Genomic DNA, 16260 nt, shown 5'->3' on the forward strand with positions numbered 1-16260 from the left:
CGTCAGCCGCTCGCGACGACCAGCAGCACGATCAACAGCACGGCGACGAGGGGCAGCACGATCAGTCTCGCCCTGCGGAAGGACGCGTCCTCCTGCTGGACGAGCGCCCCGCCCGCGCCGTGGGCGCTCGCCAGATGCTCCCCGGCCATGGCGTCGATGCGCCGCGTCGTCAGGAGCGACGGAGACCAGTCGCAGTGGGCGCAGACGAGGAAATCGCGGTAGGGGTCGTACCGGAAGTCGCGTTCCAGGTTGACCGTGAAGGCCTCCCCCCGCTCGTTCGTCGCGGTGAACTGTCGTACGGGCGCGCCCATGCGGTCTGCTCCTTGCCGGTCGGCGTCCGGTGCCCCCCGGCACCGGAGGCGGCACAGTACCCGATGGCTCAGCCGGTGCGCCGGGCGGGCAGCACCGCGTCCACGACGGCCGCCGCGAAATCCGGCGGAACGGGCAGGTTCCGCAGCAGGGCCCGCATCCACACGGCTCCGGCGATCAGGTCGAGCAGCAGCATCGGGTCGGCGTCCGGCGGGAGTTCACCACGTGCGACGGCCCGTGCGAACACCGGCTGCTCCCGGGAGAAGCGGTCGGCGAAGAAGTCGCGGGTCAGTGCGGCGAGTTCGTCGTCGGGCAGCCCCGTTCCCGCGGTCATGGCCCGGACGAGCGACTGGGTGCGCGCCCCCGTCACCAGCGCCACGATCTGCCCGGTGAGGGCGATCAGGTCCCCCCGCAGCGAGCCGGTGTCGGGCACCGAGACGTCCAGGGCCCGGGAGTGCAGCAGCGCGGCCCGCAGCAGGGGGGCCTTCGACGGCCACCACCGGTAGATCGTCGTCTTGTTGACCCCGGCCTCCTGGGCGACGGCCTCGATCGTCAGCCCGGCGTACCCGCGCTCGGCCAGCAGGCGCAGCGTGGCGTCGTGGATCGCCTCGGCGGCCCGGGGGCCCTTGCCGGGGCGGTGTGGCGCGGTCGGGTCCGGCATGGTGCCTCCAAGAAATGCAACGCGACGTTGCGTTGCATTATATGCTTCCGGCGGTGCTGCCCGGCCCCGTGGCCGGAACGGGAGCACCGCGGGAACGACCGAGGGGGTACCCATGACGGAACGTGCGGGAACACCGGTGTCCGGAGCGGTGACCTGGGGGCTGCTGGCCGCCTGGGCGGCCAACGACCTGGAGGAGATCGTCACGACGACGGGCTGGCTGCGCAGCGCGCGGCCGAAGCTCAGGAAGCGCCTGCCCGCGGTGCCGGAGCGGGTCTGGCGCCGCACCGACCTCACCCAGCGCGAGGTCGGCACGGCCATCGGCCTGATGGGCTGTCTGATCGCCGCCGCGGCCGCGGACGGCGCGCGCACCGGCGGACGCAGCCCGTTCTTCCGCAGTGTCCTGATCGGCTTCGGCGTGCACGGGGCGGTCCACGTGGCGCAGTCGGCGGCGTACGGCGGCTACACCCCGGGGGTCGTCACCGCGCCGACCGTCGTCGTCCCGTACTCGCTGTGGGCACTGCGCCGGCTCCGGGCGGCCGGCATCGAGACCGGCGGGGGCCGGAACGCGGTGGCCGGTCTCGTGCTCCTGCCCGTCGCGGTGCTGGGCGCGCACGCCGCGGCCCGCGTGCTGAGCGGACCGCGGAACGGGGACGCCTGACGCCACGCGGGCGGGTGCGGCGTCGGCCCTGTCCGGCCGGGCCGTCCGCCGGGCAGGCCGGGCTGTCCGCCGGGCAGGCCGGGGCGTGCGCAGGTCCGGCCGGGGCTCAGAAGTCCACCGTCGTGCGCTCCTCCACTCGGGCCACCGAGTCCTGCGCGTACGCCCGCTCGTAGGCGGTGCGGATCCGCTCGATCTGCGGATCGCGCTGCCGCGCCTCGGAGGCCGGGTAGAGCAGCGTGAGCTCGTAACTGCGCTCGCGCTCGACGACCCCGTGCGAGTCCCGCCACTGGCCCCGGCCGTCCTGGACGGTCAGCCCGTCGGGGAAGCGCGGGGTGACCTCCTCGTCGACGAAGTCCATGAACTGGCGGTCCGTCACGGCGGGTCCGCCGTCCGGGCGTTCGGTGCCGAACAGCAGCCGCGTCTCGATGTACGCCTTGCCGCGCGAGGCGGTCGACGTCGCGGGGCGTGGGTCGGCGGGGGAGTCGGTGCCCAGGGTGGCGTACGCGACGGGCGTGCCGGCGGCCAGGACCGCGAGCCCGGCCGTGGCGGCGGCGAGGGCCGCGCGGCGCGTACGCGGACGGGCGTCGGTGCGGGGGAGGAGGTGGGTGCGGGGCATGGGGGAACCCTTCGTTCCGGGTGCGGGCGGGGCGCGCGGGCGCGCGGCCCACTGTGGCAAGCCGCACCGGCCCGGAGGCGCCCCGGCGGGGACGGCGCACCGAATCCACCCGATCGGGCGGGCAAAAACCGTTGGTGGCCCCAGGGTTGACCTTGCTAGCGTCCCTGACGTGGCGAAACTCAATCAGATCATCGCAGTGGAGAAGGGCGTCAAGTCCAAGGCTCACCAGGACCTGACGGCGGCGCATCACGGCCTCCAGAAGGCCGGTCTGCTGGCCGGGATCTCCCGGACGTACCAGCCGAAGGACGAGGAGGGCGAGCAGCTGCCGCCCGAGTCGACCCTGGTGCAGGTCAAGGCCGAGGACGTGCTGCGGGACACCGCGGCGACCCTGACCCGGCTCTTCGACGTCACCGCCACGAAGGACTGGGCGAACTGCGAGGCCCGCGCCGACATCACCGTCGAGGGACGCGTGCTGGTGAGCGCGGTGCCCGTCTCGTACCTCCTCTTCCTGGAGAAGCAGCTCACGGACCTCAACACCTTCGTGCGCAAGCTGCCGGTGCTCGACGCCTCCGAGGCGTGGAGCCAGGACCCGTCCACGGACGCCTGGAAGACCGAGCCGGTGCGGACCCTGCGGACGAAGAAGGTGCCCCGCAACCACGTGAAGGCGGAGGCCACCGAGAAGCACCCGGCCCAGGTCGAGGTCTACTACGAGGACGTCCCGATCGGGTACTGGACGACGGTGAAGTTCTCCGGAGCCCTGCCCGCGCGGCGGATCAACGAGCTGCTGGACCGGGTGGAGAAGCTCCAGCAGGCGGTCAAGTTCGCCCGCGAGGAGGCCAACGGCGTGGAGGTGACGGACCGACGGGTGGGTGACGCGGTCTTCGGTTACCTGTTCGGGTGACCGACCATGGATTCCCCGGGGGCTGTCGAAGCCACCGGGGTGCGCGAGGAGCGCAAAGCTGACACTGAAGTTTGTCGTGACGACGCGGTGCATGTGGAGGTTCGAGTCCTCCCCCCGGCACTTCCGTACTTCTCGTACGGATACGGGCCGGGGTGGCCCAAATGGCAGAGGCGGCCGCGATCAATCTCAGACTCTTGCTCCAGATTCAGCATGCGCCGCCTATCGCCGGATCAACCGGGCCCGTGCCCGTGGGCGTCGAGATGCCGGTTCGACTCCGGCCCGTGGAGCTTCGGTCCGCGGTCGTCTAAAGGCAGGACGCGACGACATCAAACTGACACGGGACCTTTAAAAGTGCCGGCGTGCGAGACAGGCGGCAATCACAGGGCCCGGGGGCCGGCTACGCCCCCGGGTCCGCTCCTTTTCCCGGCCGATGCGCGGACGGCCCCCGGCCCGTCCGCCTACTGCCGGTACCCGGCCAGGAAGCGTCCGATACGGCTGATCGCCGCGTCGAGGTCGTCGGCGTGCGGCAGGGTCAGGATCCGGAAGTGGTCGGGCCGCGACCAGTTGAAACCGGTGCCCTGGACGACCTGGATCTTCTCGCGCAGCAGCAGGTCCAGGACGAACTTCTCGTCGTCGACGATCGGATGCACCTTCGGGTCGATGCGCGGGAAGGCGTACAGCGCGCCCTTCGGCTTCACACAGGACACCCCGGGGATCTCGTTCAGCTTCTCCCAGGCCCGGTTGCGCTGCTCGTAGAGCCTGCCTCCGGGCACCACCAGCTCCCGGATCGACTGCCGGCCGCCGAGCGCCGCCTGGATCGCGTACTGCGCGGGCGCGTTGGGGCACAGCCGCATCGACGCCAGCATCGTCAGCCCCTCCAGATAGCTGCGCGCGTGCTGCTGGGGGCCGGACACCACCATCCAGCCGGAGCGGAACCCGGCCACGCGGTACGTCTTGGAGAGCCCGCTGAAGGTGAGGCAGACCAGATCGGGGGCGAGGACCGCCACGCTGTGGTGCTCGGCGTCGTCGTACAGGATCTGGTCGTAGATCTCGTCGGCGAACACCATCAGACCGTGCCTGCGGGCCAGATCGAGGATGCCCTCCAGGATCTCGCGCGGGTAGACGGCACCGGTCGGGTTGTTCGGATTGATGATCACGACGGCCCGGGTGCGGTCGGTGATCTTCGCGGCCATATCGGCCAGATCGGGGTTCCAGTCCGCCGACTCGTCGCACGTGTAGTGCACGGCCTTCCCGCCCGCCAGCGTCGTCACCGCGGTCCACAGCGGATAGTCGGGGGACGGGATCAGCACCTCGTCGCCGTCCTCCAGCAGCCCCTGGACCGCCATCGAGATCAGCTCGGACACCCCGTTGCCGAGGAAGACGTCGTCGACGCCGACATCGGTCAGCCCCATCGCCTGGTAGCGCTGCGCCACGGCCCGGCGGGCCGAGAGGATGCCGCGCGAGTCCGTGTAGCCGTGCGCCTGCGGGAGCATCCGGATCATGTCCTGGACGATCTCCTCCGGCGCCTCGAAGCCGAAGAGCGCCGGATTGCCGGTGTTCAGGCGCAGCACGCTGTGACCCGCCTCCTCCAGCGCGTTGGCGTGCTCGATGACCGGGCCCCGGATCTCGTAACAGACCTCGTTGAGCTTGCTGGACTGGCGGAACTCCATGCCGTGCCTCCCGACCCGATTGCGATACTTGGTTTTACCAAGCTCGGGCTTGGAAAGTCCAACAACATGTCTAGACTGCGTCGCATGCCACGTCAGCCACAGCCCCCCGCCCGCCCGGCCCGCCGCCGGAGTTACGACCAGTTCTGCGCCGGGGCGCGGGCCCTGGACGCGGTCGGCGACCGGTGGACCCTGCTGATCGTCCGTGAACTGCTGGCGGGCCCGCGCCGCTACACCGATCTGCACGCCGATCTGCCGGGCGTCAGCACGGACGTCCTGGCCTCGCGGCTGAAGGACATGGAGCAGAGCGGTCTCGTCGTCCGCCGCAGACTGCCCCCACCCGCCGCCGCCACCGTCTACGCGCTCACCGAACGCGGCCACGGGCTGCTGCCCGTCCTCGCCGCGCTCGCCGAGTGGGGGGCGCCGGCGCTCGCGGAGCGCCGTCCCACGGACGCGGTCCGGGCGCACTGGTTCGCCCTGCCGCTGCTCCGGGTCCTGGACGGGGTGGCGATCGCCGGCGGCGTGGTCGACGTGCACCTCGACGAGGGCGAGTTCCACGTCCGTACGGGGCGGCCGGCGGCCGGTGAGCCGGTGTACGGGGACGGCCCGGCCGAGCGCGCCGACGCCCGCATCGCGCTGGACGCGGAGCTGTGCCTGGCGCTGGGCCGGGGTGAACTGACCTTCGCGGAGGCCGTGAAGGACGGCCGGATCGAGGTGTCCGGCGACGGACCGCTGGCGGTGGGGCTGCGCGGTGACTGAGGCGAACGGGTGTCCGGGTACGGCGGAAAAGCTGCGTCCGCGATGGCGGGATTCGCGCGGTCGGCCTCGGGGTAGTGTCCGGTCATTTGGGATGTCCGGGACAACGAACCAGAGGAGTGGCCATGGGCAGAAGCAGTGGAACGAGAAGCCGGCCGGGACGGCTGGGCACGGCACTGCTCGTCGGGGGCTGTGTGGCGGCGCTGGGGCTGGTGCCGGCGTCGGCCGTCGCGACACCCGGCAGCGGCGTCAGCGGCACGGTGGTGGCGGAAGGCACCTCGGCGGGGAAGCTCAAGGTGAAGACCCCGAAGGGCCGGACCGACGTCACCTTCCGGACCATCACCATCGAGCCGGGCGGCTCCACCGGCTGGCACACCCACCGGGGCCAGCTGATCGCGGTGGTCAAGTCCGGGACGCTGACCCGGACCCTCGACGACTGCGCGGTCGAGGTGAGCCCCGCCGGGACCTCCTTCATCGAGCCGTCCGGCGTGAAGCACCGGCACGTCGGACAGAACCTGGGCAGCGAGCCCGTCGTCCTGTGGGTGACCTATCTGCTGCCCGAGGGCAGCGAACTCTCCGACGACGCCGACGCGGCGGACTGCGGCAGCGGGAAGTGACGCCGGGCGCCGGGGCGTACGGGGTACCGGCGGCGTCCCGCGCCCGTCAGCGGGCGAGCGTCTCCCCGTACGCGCCGAGACCCGCGCCGACGAGGCCGTCGCGGAAGGTCAGCACCTCGTAGACCCGGCCGCCGATCTGGTTGCGGTAGTCGATGACGACGGTGTCGACGCCCACCCGTACGTCCATCACCTCGAACTCCAGGTCGGGGATCAGCTCCAGCCCCCGCGCCCAGTACGCGCGCAGCGCGGCCTTGCCGCGCACGGTGCCCGAACTGTCCCCGGTGAACTGCGCGATCATCGGGGAGCTGAAGGTCACATCCTCGTGATAGTGCGCCAGGATGCGTTCCAGATCGTGGGAGTTCCAGTCGTCCTGCCAGGTCGCGGCGAACGTACGGGCGAATGCGAGATCCATGACGACGACCGTAGACGGGCGCACGGCGCGCGGCCAGGTCTTTCGGTGACAGGAGTGTCCCGTGGGACGGACGGGACGTCCCAGGGGCGCGGGTCTGCACGTGGCTCCGCCGCCGGGCCGCCGTCGCCGGCAGGCCATGATGGGCGGGTGCGATTCGAAGCGATCACCCGGGACCGGCTGGCGGACGCGCTGGCCGCGCACGCCGACGCGCTGGCACCGGCCGACGGCGGGCCCTGGCTCAAGGTGGCCGTCGACGGCGCCCCGGCCGCCCGCACCGGAGAACTGGCCGAGGCGGTCGCCGGGGCGCTGCGGCTGCGCGGCCGTTCCGTGCTCACGGTGTCCACGGAGGGGTTCCTGCGCCCGGCCAGCCTGCGGTACGAGTACGGCAGAAGGGACCCGGACTCGTACTACGGCAGCTGGTTCGACACCGGGGCGCTGTGGCGCGAGGTGTTCGGGCCGCTGGAGCCGGACGGCGACGGACGCGTCCTGCCCGACCTCTGGGACCCGGTGACCGACCGGGCGACCCGCAGCGCCTACCGCGAACTGCCCCGGGGCGGCGTGCTGGTGGTGCACGGGCCGTTCCTGCTGGGGCACTGGTTCCCGTTCGATCTGGGCGTCCACGTCCGGCTCTCCGAGGGGGCGCTGCGCCGGCGCACGGAGGAGGGCGAGCGCTGGACGCTGCCCGCCTTCGCCCGGTACGAGGAGGAGGTGGCGCCCGCCGCGCACGCGGACGCCGTCGTCCGCGCCGACGACCCGCACCACCCGGCGTGGACCGGGGTGCGGCAGCGGGAGGACGGGTAGGGGCGGTCCCGTCGCTCCTTCCGGGTGTGCGCCCGCGAGGGGCGGTCCCGTCGCTCCTTCCGGGTGTGCGCCCGCGCTCAGTCCGGCGGTAGGGGCGGCCGCCCGCCCACGGTCAGAACGGCCTCCGCCCCCGCCCGGCACCCCGCCGCCGCGGCCTCCGCAGGGGTGGCGCCCGCGAGCCGGGCCGCGAGGAACGCGCCGGTGAACGCGTCCCCGGCCCCTGTCGAGTCCACCGCGGCCACCGGATTCCCCGGGACGCGGCCGGTCACGGTCCCCGCCGTGGCCAGCAGCGCACCGCCCTCGCCCAGCGTGACGACGACGTCCCCGACGAGCAGGCTCAACATGGCGGCGGCGTCCGCCGGTTCCGGCAGCCCGGTCAGCATCCGGGCCTCGTCCGCGTTGGGCAGCAGCAGGCCGGTGCCCTCGACCAGCGACAGGAACCGGTCGACGCCCAGATGTGCCAAGAAGCCGGTGGACGCGGGGTCGACGCTTACCGGAATGTTCCGCCGCCCGGCCTCCCGCAGCGCCAGCAGGGCCGTGGCCCGGCTCGGCGGCGCGAAGAAGAGATAGCCGGACAGATGGAGACGGGCGACGCCGTCGAGCATCGACGGCGACCAGTCCTCGGGGGAGAGGCGGAGCGAGGCACCGCTGTCGGTGAGGAAGGTGCGCTCGGCGGACGCGTCGACCAGGGCGATCACGGTGCCCGTCGGCGCCTCCTCGTCCACCGTCAGCAGCTCCCGCACCCCGGCCCGCGCGAGCAGCCCCCGGTGCCAGTCCGCCGAATCGGCCCCGGCGCGGGCCAGCAGCCGTACGTCCCGGCAGCCCGAACGCGCCGCCCAGCAGGCGACGTTCGCCCCCGCGCCGCCCGCCCGGGTCCGGATCCCGGCCACCGTGTCCGTCCCCCGCGCCAGCGCGGAGCCGTGCCGCGCCACCACATCCGTCACCACGTCCCCGACGACGAGCAGACCGCCGGCCCTGCTGGACCCGTCGGCCCTGCTGGACCCGCTGGTCACCGGGCGGCCGCACGGGCCGCCGCGATCCGCGCGGCCAGCGCGACATTGCCGCGCACCGCCGCGAGATTGGCCTCCAGCGAGGCCCCGCCCGTCGCCCGCACCAGATGGCCCAGCAGATAGGGGGTGACGGCCTGCCCCGTGATGCCGCGCTTCCGGCACGCCTCCAGGGCCTCTGCCAGCACCCGGTCGTGCAGTGCGGGATCCAACTGCTCCGACTCCGGTACGGGGTGCGCGACGATCAGCGCCGCCGCCGGGCCGGCCAGCGCGTCCTGGGCCGCCATCACCTCGGCGACCTCCTCGGGGGAGCGGACCGTCCAGTCGACCGGTTCGCCGGAACTGCTCAGATAGAAGCCGGGGAACCGGTCGGTGCCGTAGCCGAGCACCCCGACCCCCAGCGTCTCCAGGCGCTGGAGCGTGGCGGGCACGTCCAGGATCGACTTCACCCCCGCGCAGACCACCGTGATCCCGGTGCGCGCCAGCAGCCGCAGATCGGCGGACTCGTCCTGGGTCTGCGTCCAGCCCCGGTGCACCCCGCCGAGCCCGCCCGTGGCGAAGACGCGCAGCCCCGCCCGAGCCGCGAGAAAGGCGGTCGCGGAGACGGTCGTCGCCCCGCTCGCCCCGGTGGCCAGCGCCGGGGCGAGGTCCCGGTGGCCGAGTTTGCGCAGCCCCTCGTCCTCGGCGACGCGCTCCAACTGGGCCTTGTCCAGGCCGATCCTGGCCCGTCCGTCCAGCACGGCGATCGTCGCGGGAACGGCGCCGTGCGCGCGCACGACGGCCTCCAGTTCCTCGGCGACCCGCAGATTGCGGGGGCGGGGCAGACCGTGCGAGATGATCGTCGACTCCAGCGCGACGACCGGCCGGTCCGTGGCGAGGGCGGCCCGCACCTCCGCGGAGAGGACCGGGGCGTACGGGGAGGCGTCGAAGGACTCAGTTTGTGACATGTCCACATCCCTGTCGCGTAAGGGGTGGGCTCAAACGTCCGCAGGCGCGCGACGGGGTCGGCCGGTGCTCCGTGCGTGCGCCGGGGCGCGCCCCTTCGTCGGAAGGCGGACCCGGGGGTAAGCCCTTGGAATCGATCGCTAAAGTGACCCGCCATGACCACAAATGATCACGCCCCTGCGTCGTACTCCGTCCACATCCCCGACGCCGTGCTCGAACCGGAGCCCCTCGATCCGTCCCAGATCGTCGAGGGCACCCCCGAGGTCACCGGCAAGGTGCTGTGGGAGTCGGCCGACGGCAAGCAACTGCGCGGGATCTGGCAGATCACGCCGGGCGTCGTCACGGACACCGAGGCCGACGAACTGTTCGTGGTCGTCAGCGGACGCGCCACCGTGGCGGTCGAGGGCGGTGCCACCCTGGAGATCGGCCCCGGCGACGCCTGTGTGCTGCGCGAGGGCGACCGGACGACGTGGACCGTCCACGAGACGCTGCGCAAGGCGTACCACATCAGCCTCTGACGGAACGGCGCTCGGGTCGCCCGCGCCGCCGGGCCCGCCGGGGGCGGCCGAGGGCCGTCCGCCCCTTCCCGCCGCCGTCCGGGCAGAGGCCCCGCGCGGTCGGGCAGCCCGGGTCGTCAGGCGGGCCTGAGCGTCCGGCGCAGGGCCAGCGCGGCCATCGGCAGCAGCAGACAGGCGCCCGCCAGGTTGAGCCATCCGTAGCTCGCCCGGGAGACGATCACCCCGGCGACCGCCCCGCCGACGCCCGCTGCCGCGTTCATCGTGAGGTCGGACAGGCCCTGGACGGCGGCGCGGGCGGGCTGCGGCACGGAATCGGTGAGCAGCGCCGAACCCGCGACGAGCCCCGCGGACCAGCCGAGCCCCAGGACGAACAGCCCGGCCGCGGTCCGGCCGTGCGCGGCCCCCGCCGTCCCGGCCAGCAGCGCGGCCAGCGAGAGCAGCCCCACCGCGAGGCCGATCACGGCCAACCGCCCGAAACGGTCCGACAGCCATCCCATCACCGGCGAGAACGCGTACATCCCCGCGATGTGGCCGCTGATCACCAGGCCGACCAGCTGGAGGTCCGCGCCGTGGTGCCCGAGGTCGACCGGGGTCATCACCATGATCGACACCATCGCGGTGTGCGAGACGGCCACGGTCACCAGGGCGAGCCGGGCCATCGGCGAGGCCCGGACGGCCGCCATCCCGGCCCGCAACGAACGGTCCTGGGCCGATGCGCTCTCCCGCGGGGCCAGGGCGCGTGCCGTGAGCAGCGGATCGGGGCGCAGCAGCACCGCGATCACCACCGCGGCCAGCAGGAAGATCCCGGCCGCCCAGACGAACGGGCCGGCCGTCTCCGGGATCGCGCCGCCGCGGAAGACCCGGCCCGCCGGGGCCGCGATGTTCGGCCCGAGCACCGAGCCGATCGTCGTGGCCCAGACGACCGTCGAGATCGCCCGGCCGCGCCGCTCCGGCTCCGCCAGATCGGCCGCGGCGAACCGGGCCTGGAGGTTGGCCGAGGAACCCGCGCCGAACGCGGCCATGCCGGCGAGCAGCAGCGGGAAGTTCTCCACCACGGTCGCCAGCACCACGAGCCCCGCGCCGAGAGCACCGATCAGATAGGCCAGAACGAGACCGGGGCGCCGGCCCCGCGCGGTCATCAACGCGGCCAGGGGCAGCGACAGCAGCGCCGTCCCGGCCACCGACGCCGTGGGCGCCAGCCCCGACAGCGCCTCGGAACCGCTCACCTCCGTGGCGAGCACGGGGGCCAGGGCGATGCCGATGGGCACGCCGAGGCCGCCGAGTATCTGCCCGGCGATGAGCACGGCGGCCGTCCTGCGCCGCAGTCCGGGCAGATCGGCCGCCGCGACCGGAGGCGCGGGCCGGGTCCCGCCGGAGTCGTCGAGGGTGTGGGTCACCGAGGCAGTGTGCCAGCTCGCACGCGCGTACGAGAAAGCCCCCTGTCCGGCTCACGTTCCGCGCGTACGAGAACGCCCCCGCCCGCCCCCGACCTGCGCATCCGGGTCCCGGCGGCCGGTCCGGGGCTCAGAACAGCGGCTGCGGCAGCACGCCCTCCAGCGCCAGCAGCCGCCGCTTGGTCTCCAGCCCGCCGCCGAAGCCCCCGAGGCCCCCGTCGCTCTCCACCACCCGGTGGCACGGCACGACCACCGGCAGCGGATTGGACCCCATGGCCGCGCCGACCGCCTGCGCGGCCCCGGGCTGCCCCACCCGCTCGGCGAGCTCCCCGTACCCCGCGACGGCGCCGTACGGCACGCCCGTCGCCAGCTCGCGCAGCACCTGGCGGTTGAAGCCGCCGGTGAGCGACCAGTCCAGATCGAGCGAGAACTCCCGCAGCGTGCCCGCGAAGTACGCCGCGAGCTGGCGTATCGGCTCGGCCAGCCGGGCCGAGCCGGGGGCCTCCACGGGCTCGGCACCGAGCCGGGACCGCAGCCGCTCCAGCATCCGGTCCCGCACCGCGGGACGGGCGTGGAAGACCACGGCCACCAGCCCGGTCTCGGTCGCGGCCAGCATCAGCGGGCCGATGTCGCTGTCGACGACGGCCCACTCGACAACCCCGTTGCTGTTCATGGTCCCCACCGTACGGCCGCCCACCGACAACGCCCGGCGGCCGGGCCCCCGGCCCGGGACTCAGCCGGTGGTCGTCGCCTCGCGCACCACGTCGGGGGCGTTGGTGATGATCCCGTCCACGCCGAACCCGCTCACCCGGAGCGCGGCACGCGCGTCGTTGACCGTCCACGCGTCGACCTGGAGCGGGGCGCCGTGCGGCCCCTTCAGCGCGTGCACCGCCGCCACGTAGTCGGCGGTCAGCGCGGTGTGCGACGGGTTGATCCGGTCCGTGAACCGCGCGTAGGCGGGCAGCTCGCCCCGGGCCGGGGCCCCCAGCACGCCCGTGACGACGTCGGGGCGCCGGGCGTGCACCGTACGGACGCTGTCCGCGTCGAAGCTCTGGACCACCAGCCGGTCACGCACGTGCGGACCGTCCAGCCAACCCTCCTGCCCCAGGACCGCCAGGGTGGCGTCCTCGATGCCCGGGTAGCGCTCCGGGCTCTTGATCTCCAGCAGCAGGTTCTGCCCGTTCTCCGTGAGGCGCCGCAGGTACTGCCGCAGCGTGGGCACCCGGGCCCCGGCGAACCGCGCGCCGAACCAGCTTCCCGCGTCCAGCCGGGCGATCTCCGCCGCCGTGAAGTCCCCGACCGCCCAGGGGGAGCGGTCCGGGAAGACCTCCTCGGCGTCCGTGGTCCGCTTCAGACCGGTGTCGTGGACGACGACCGGCACGCCGTCCCGGGTGAGCTGGACGTCGTTCTCCACCCAGTCGAAGCCCAGGGCGTCGGCCCGGTCCACGGCCGCCAGGGTGTTCTCCGGGACGTAGGCGGACGCGCCCCGGTGGGCGATGACGACCGGCGCCCCGTCCAAGCGCCGGGACGGGTCGCCCACCGTCCGGACCCCGGCGCCGGGGGCGGCGTGGGCGACGGGCACGGGGCGCCGGGCCCCGGCCGTGCCGGTGTCCGGCGCGTCGGTCAGCGCGGCGGACAGCAGCAGTGTTCCGGCGCCCAGCAGGGCGGCGACGGCGACGGAGGCGTTGGGGGTGCCTGCGTACACGTGGACTCCTTGCGTCAGAGGGTCGGACGGCCGTCGGGGCGACGACGGGCCGAGGGTCCCAGCCGCCGCCGAACGGGGGACCGGAGAAGCGTGGCCACGACATGAACGGGGCACGCGAAACCGGGTCACGGGACACCGTCCCGGCCGATAAAATGCAGCTCTTCTGTTTGTTTGCCGGGCCCTGCGCCTTAAGGTCGTCCGAACCCGGGCTACTGCGAAGGGCGTACGAACATGCAGGGCACTGTCGACGGTTTCGGCTACGGGGCGGTCACCCCCGTGGCCGCCTTTCTCATGGCCTGCCTCGGTGCGGCCCTGGGCCTGCGCTGCACCACCCGCTCCCTGCGCACCGAACGCTCCTTCAAGGCGGGGTGGCTCGCTCTCGGAGCGACCTCCATAGGGTCGGGCATCTGGACGATGCACTTCATCGCGATGGTGGGGTTCACCGTCGAGGAGACGCCGATCGGCTACGACAAACCGATCACCTTCGCCAGCCTCGCCGTCGCGATCGTCATGGTCGGTGTGGGCATCTTCCTGGTCGGCTACCGGGGCGCCACCCCGATGGCCCTGGTGACGGGAGGCACGATCACCGGACTCGGTGTGGCCTCCATGCACTACCTCGGCATGGCGGGCATGCGGCTTGATGGGCGGTTCGAGTACGACACGTTCACCGTGTCGCTCTCCGTGGTCGTCGCCGTGGTCGCCGCCACCGCCGCCCTCTGGGCCGCCGTCTCCATCCACGGCTTCCTGCCCAGCCTCGGTGCCAGCGTCGTGATGGGCGTCGCGGTCAGCGGCATGCACTACACCGGGATGGCGGCGCTCCGGGTCCACCTCCACCCCGCCGCGTCCCCCACCGCCTCCACCACGGGCGACAGCGCCACCTCGGTCCTCGTGCCCCTGCTGATCGGACCCGTCTGCTTCCTGCTGCTCGCCGCGGTCGTCGTGATGTTCGACCCGCTGGTCGTCATGGGCACGCCCGACTGGGACGACCCGGTGGCCGCGCGGGCCCCCGGCGTACCGGCCCGGAGCCAGCTGCCCCGGTTCGGCACCCACGCCGATCCGGCCTCGTTCCACACCCAGCGACGGGACTACGCGCCCCCTCGGGACCGGTGACACGACCCCGTTGTCAGTGGCGGGTCGTACGGTGGATCCATGCGGCCCGTTTCGAAGATCGAACGCACGGTGGCGCCTTTCGAGGTCGTCAGTCCCTACCAGCCCAGCGGCGACCAGCCGGCGGCCATCGCCGAGCTGGAGCGGCGTATCCGCGCGGGGGAGAAGGACGTCGTCCTCCTCGGTGCGACCGGCACCGGAAAATCGGCGACCACCGCCTGGATGATCGAGAAGCTGCAGCGCCCCACCCTGGTGATGGCGCCGAACAAGACCCTCGCCGCCCAGCTGGCCAACGAGTTCCGCGAGCTCCTGCCCAACAACGCCGTCGAGTACTTCGTCTCGTACTACGACTACTACCAGCCCGAGGCGTACGTCCCGCAGTCGGACACCTACATCGAGAAGGACTCCTCCATCAACGAGGAGGTCGAGCGGCTGCGCCACTCCGCGACGAATTCCCTGCTCACCCGGCGTGACGTCGTGGTGGTCGCCTCCGTCTCCTGCATCTACGGCCTCGGCACCCCGCAGGAGTACGTGGACCGGATGGTCCAGCTCACCGTGGGCGACGAGATCGACCGCGACCAGCTGCTGCGCCGCTTCGTCGAGATGCAGTACACCCGCAACGACCTGGCCTTCGCCCGGGGCACCTTCCGGGTGCGCGGCGACACCATCGAGATCTTCCCGGTCTACGAGGAGCTCGCCGTCCGCATCGAGATGTTCGGCGACGAGATCGAGGCGCTCTCCACCCTCCACCCGCTCACCGGCGAGGTCATCAGCGAGGACCGCACCCTGCACGTCTTCCCCGCCAGCCACTACGTGGCGGGACCCGAGCGCATGGAGAAGGCGGTCAACGGCATCGAGCGGGAGCTGGAGGAGCGCCTGGCCGAGCTGGAGAAGCAGGGCAAGATGCTGGAGGCCCAGCGGCTGCGCATGCGCACCACGTACGACATCGAGATGCTCCGCCAGATCGGCACCTGCTCCGGCGTCGAGAACTACTCGATGCACTTCGACGACCGCGCCCCCGGCACCGCGCCGCACACCCTCCTCGACTACTTCCCCGAGGACTTCCTCCTGGTCCTCGACGAATCGCACGTCACGGTCCCGCAGATCGGCGCGATGTACGAGGGCGACGCCTCCCGCAAGCGGACCCTCGTCGACCACGGCTTCCGGCTGCCCTCCGCCCTGGACAACCGCCCGCTGAAGTGGGAGGAGTTCCTCCAGCGGATCGACCAGACGGTCTACCTCTCCGCGACACCGGGGAACTACGAGCTGTCCCGGGGCGACGGCTTCGTGGAGCAGATCATCCGCCCCACCGGCCTCGTCGACCCCGAGGTCGTCGTCAAGCCCACCGAGGGCCAGATCGACGACCTGGTGCACGAGATCCGCAAGCGCACCGAACGCGACGAGCGCGTCCTGGTCACCACGCTCACCAAGAAGATGTCCGAGGACCTCACGGACTACCTCCTGGAGCTGGGGATCCAGGTCCGCTACCTGCACAGCGACGTCGACACCCTGCGCCGCATCGAGCTGCTGCGCGAGCTGCGCAGCGGTGAGTACGACGTCCTGGTCGGCATCAACCTCCTGCGCGAGGGACTCGACCTGCCCGAGGTCTCGCTCGTGGCCATCCTCGACGCGGACAAGCAGGGTTTCCTGCGCTCGGGCACCTCGCTGATCCAGACCATCGGGCGCGCGGCGCGCAACGTGTCCGGACAGGTCCACATGTACGCGGACACCATCACCCCGGCCATGGCCCAGGCCATCGACGAGACCAACCGCCGCCGCGAGAAGCAGATCGCGTACAACACCGAGCGCGGGATCGACCCGCAGCCGCTGCGCAAGAAGATCAACGACATCGTCGCCACGATCGCCCGTGAGGAGGTCGACACCGAGCAGTTGCTCGGCACCGGCTACCGCCAGACCAAGGGCGCCAAGGCCCCCGTGCCCGCGCTGGGCGGCAAGGCCGCCGGAGCGACGGCCGGCAAGCGGAAGGGCGCCGGGGACGCGGCCGCCGTCACGGACCGCCCGGCCACCGAACTGGCCGCGATCATCGAGGAGATGACCGACCGGATGCGCGCGGCGGCGGCGGATCTGCAGTTCGAGGTGGCCGCCCGACTCCGCGACGAGGTGGGGGAGTTGAAGAAGGAGTTGCGCCAGATGCGCGAGGCGGGTCTGGCCTGAGCGTACGGGGC

18 protein-coding genes are annotated in these 16260 nt (G+C 72.8%); 8 read left to right on the plus strand and 10 right to left on the minus strand.

Annotated elements, in window-relative coordinates; all coding sequences use genetic code 11:
* Positions 1-2: 2 nt before the first annotated feature.
* On the minus strand, positions 3-311 hold the full coding sequence (locus tag ACFVDM_RS24365; protein WP_383643820.1) for a hypothetical protein: 309 nt from the start codon (positions 309-311) through the stop codon (positions 3-5).
* 68 nt (positions 312-379) lie between these two features.
* Entirely contained in the window at positions 380-970 is a 591-nt protein-coding gene (locus tag ACFVDM_RS24370) for a TetR/AcrR family transcriptional regulator (RefSeq protein ID WP_383643823.1), read from the minus strand.
* Between the two features lie 112 nt (positions 971-1082).
* Between ACFVDM_RS24370 and ACFVDM_RS24375 the strand changes: the two genes are divergently transcribed.
* Positions 1083-1628: an HXXEE domain-containing protein gene (locus tag ACFVDM_RS24375; protein WP_383643826.1), complete on the plus strand. Its 546-nt coding sequence runs from the start codon at positions 1083-1085 to the stop codon at positions 1626-1628.
* Between the two features lie 106 nt (positions 1629-1734).
* Here the strand turns inward: ACFVDM_RS24375 and ACFVDM_RS24380 are convergent, their stop codons facing one another.
* Positions 1735-2244 (minus strand): DUF3574 domain-containing protein, encoded by a 510-nt coding sequence (locus ACFVDM_RS24380; RefSeq protein WP_383643829.1) that lies wholly within the window; start codon positions 2242-2244, stop codon positions 1735-1737.
* 169 nt (positions 2245-2413) lie between these two features.
* Between ACFVDM_RS24380 and ACFVDM_RS24385 the strand changes: the two genes are divergently transcribed.
* A complete protein-coding gene (locus ACFVDM_RS24385) occupies positions 2414-3145 on the plus strand; it encodes a hypothetical protein (protein ID WP_383643832.1) in 732 nt (243 codons plus the stop codon).
* Positions 3146-3603: 458 nt separating this feature from the next.
* Here the strand turns inward: ACFVDM_RS24385 and ACFVDM_RS24390 are convergent, their stop codons facing one another.
* Entirely contained in the window at positions 3604-4815 is a 1212-nt protein-coding gene (locus ACFVDM_RS24390; RefSeq protein ID WP_383643835.1) for a pyridoxal phosphate-dependent aminotransferase, read from the minus strand.
* An 84-nt stretch (positions 4816-4899) separates the two neighbouring features.
* Between ACFVDM_RS24390 and ACFVDM_RS24395 the strand changes: the two genes are divergently transcribed.
* Together ACFVDM_RS24395 and ACFVDM_RS24400 are read left to right on the plus strand one after the other, a co-directional pair.
* Complete coding sequence (locus tag ACFVDM_RS24395) at positions 4900-5571, plus strand: winged helix-turn-helix transcriptional regulator (RefSeq protein WP_383643838.1); 672 nt, start codon at positions 4900-4902, stop codon at positions 5569-5571.
* A gap of 122 nt (positions 5572-5693) precedes the next feature.
* Positions 5694-6185, plus strand: a complete 492-nt coding sequence (locus ACFVDM_RS24400) for a cupin domain-containing protein (protein WP_383643841.1) — start codon at positions 5694-5696, stop codon at positions 6183-6185.
* 46 nt (positions 6186-6231) lie between these two features.
* Here the strand turns inward: ACFVDM_RS24400 and ACFVDM_RS24405 are convergent, their stop codons facing one another.
* On the minus strand, positions 6232-6597 hold the full coding sequence (locus ACFVDM_RS24405) for a nuclear transport factor 2 family protein (RefSeq protein ID WP_383643844.1): 366 nt from the start codon (positions 6595-6597) through the stop codon (positions 6232-6234).
* Positions 6598-6744: 147 nt separating this feature from the next.
* On the opposite strand from ACFVDM_RS24405, the gene ACFVDM_RS24410 reads away from it, so the two are divergent.
* On the plus strand, positions 6745-7398 hold the full coding sequence (locus tag ACFVDM_RS24410) for a uridine kinase (RefSeq protein WP_383643847.1): 654 nt from the start codon (positions 6745-6747) through the stop codon (positions 7396-7398).
* A gap of 77 nt (positions 7399-7475) precedes the next feature.
* On the opposite strand, the gene ACFVDM_RS24415 is transcribed toward ACFVDM_RS24410, so the two are convergent.
* Positions 7476-8411, minus strand: a complete 936-nt coding sequence (locus ACFVDM_RS24415) for a carbohydrate kinase family protein (protein ID WP_383643850.1) — start codon at positions 8409-8411, stop codon at positions 7476-7478.
* Positions 8408-9352 carry a pseudouridine-5'-phosphate glycosidase gene (locus tag ACFVDM_RS24420; protein ID WP_383643853.1) on the minus strand — a complete coding sequence of 315 codons (945 nt, stop codon included), beginning with the start codon at positions 9350-9352 and terminating at the stop codon, positions 8408-8410. Before ACFVDM_RS24420 ends, ACFVDM_RS24415 begins: the two co-directional genes overlap by 4 nt.
* Before the next feature lie 153 nt (positions 9353-9505).
* On the opposite strand from ACFVDM_RS24420, the gene ACFVDM_RS24425 reads away from it, so the two are divergent.
* The gene (locus ACFVDM_RS24425) at positions 9506-9868 is read left to right on the plus strand and encodes a cupin domain-containing protein (RefSeq protein WP_383643856.1); all 363 of its coding nucleotides are present in this window, start codon (positions 9506-9508) and stop codon (positions 9866-9868) included.
* Between the two features lie 116 nt (positions 9869-9984).
* Here the strand turns inward: ACFVDM_RS24425 and ACFVDM_RS24430 are convergent, their stop codons facing one another.
* The 3 genes from ACFVDM_RS24430 to ACFVDM_RS24440 all read right to left on the minus strand — a co-directional run bounded on the left by ACFVDM_RS24430 (position 9985) and on the right by ACFVDM_RS24440 (position 12967).
* Positions 9985-11265 carry an MFS transporter gene (locus ACFVDM_RS24430; RefSeq protein ID WP_383643859.1) on the minus strand — a complete coding sequence of 427 codons (1281 nt, stop codon included), beginning with the start codon at positions 11263-11265 and terminating at the stop codon, positions 9985-9987.
* Between the two features lie 127 nt (positions 11266-11392).
* On the minus strand, positions 11393-11935 hold the full coding sequence (locus ACFVDM_RS24435; RefSeq protein WP_383643862.1) for a methylated-DNA--[protein]-cysteine S-methyltransferase: 543 nt from the start codon (positions 11933-11935) through the stop codon (positions 11393-11395).
* Positions 11936-11995: 60 nt separating this feature from the next.
* Entirely contained in the window at positions 11996-12967 is a 972-nt protein-coding gene (locus ACFVDM_RS24440) for a glycerophosphodiester phosphodiesterase (protein WP_383643865.1), read from the minus strand.
* A gap of 231 nt (positions 12968-13198) precedes the next feature.
* Between ACFVDM_RS24440 and ACFVDM_RS24445 the strand changes: the two genes are divergently transcribed.
* On the plus strand, positions 13199-14077 hold the full coding sequence (locus ACFVDM_RS24445; protein ID WP_383643869.1) for an MHYT domain-containing protein: 879 nt from the start codon (positions 13199-13201) through the stop codon (positions 14075-14077).
* Between the two features lie 39 nt (positions 14078-14116).
* The gene (gene uvrB, locus ACFVDM_RS24450) at positions 14117-16249 is read left to right on the plus strand and encodes an excinuclease ABC subunit UvrB (RefSeq protein ID WP_383643872.1); all 2133 of its coding nucleotides are present in this window, start codon (positions 14117-14119) and stop codon (positions 16247-16249) included.
* Positions 16250-16260 lie beyond the last annotated feature (11 nt).

Origin of the sequence: Streptomyces sp. NPDC057682, assembly GCF_042799575.1 — a bacterium.
Classification (GTDB): Bacteria; Actinomycetota; Actinomycetes; order Streptomycetales; family Streptomycetaceae; genus Streptomyces.

Excerpts from the sequence above, each read along its gene's own strand:
- ACFVDM_RS24370 (WP_383643823.1), bottom strand. The coding sequence starts at position 970 with ATGCCGGACCCGACCGCGCCACACCGCCCCGGCAAGGGCCCCCGGGCC.
- ACFVDM_RS24435 (WP_383643862.1), bottom strand. The coding sequence starts at position 11,935 with ATGAACAGCAACGGGGTTGTCGAGTGGGCCGTCGTCGACAGCGACATC.
- ACFVDM_RS24425 (WP_383643856.1), top strand. The coding sequence starts at position 9,506 with ATGACCACAAATGATCACGCCCCTGCGTCGTACTCCGTCCACATCCCC.
- ACFVDM_RS24405 (WP_383643844.1), bottom strand. The coding sequence starts at position 6,597 with ATGGATCTCGCATTCGCCCGTACGTTCGCCGCGACCTGGCAGGACGAC.
- uvrB (WP_383643872.1), top strand. The coding sequence starts at position 14,117 with ATGCGGCCCGTTTCGAAGATCGAACGCACGGTGGCGCCTTTCGAGGTC.
- ACFVDM_RS24420 (WP_383643853.1), bottom strand. The coding sequence starts at position 9,352 with ATGTCACAAACTGAGTCCTTCGACGCCTCCCCGTACGCCCCGGTCCTC.
- ACFVDM_RS24400 (WP_383643841.1), top strand. The coding sequence starts at position 5,694 with ATGGGCAGAAGCAGTGGAACGAGAAGCCGGCCGGGACGGCTGGGCACG.
- ACFVDM_RS24380 (WP_383643829.1), bottom strand. The coding sequence starts at position 2,244 with ATGCCCCGCACCCACCTCCTCCCCCGCACCGACGCCCGTCCGCGTACG.
- ACFVDM_RS24375 (WP_383643826.1), top strand. The coding sequence starts at position 1,083 with ATGACGGAACGTGCGGGAACACCGGTGTCCGGAGCGGTGACCTGGGGG.
- ACFVDM_RS24390 (WP_383643835.1), bottom strand. The coding sequence starts at position 4,815 with ATGGAGTTCCGCCAGTCCAGCAAGCTCAACGAGGTCTGTTACGAGATC.
- ACFVDM_RS24395 (WP_383643838.1), top strand. The coding sequence starts at position 4,900 with ATGCCACGTCAGCCACAGCCCCCCGCCCGCCCGGCCCGCCGCCGGAGT.
- ACFVDM_RS24365 (WP_383643820.1), bottom strand. The coding sequence starts at position 311 with ATGGGCGCGCCCGTACGACAGTTCACCGCGACGAACGAGCGGGGGGAG.
- ACFVDM_RS24445 (WP_383643869.1), top strand. The coding sequence starts at position 13,199 with ATGCAGGGCACTGTCGACGGTTTCGGCTACGGGGCGGTCACCCCCGTG.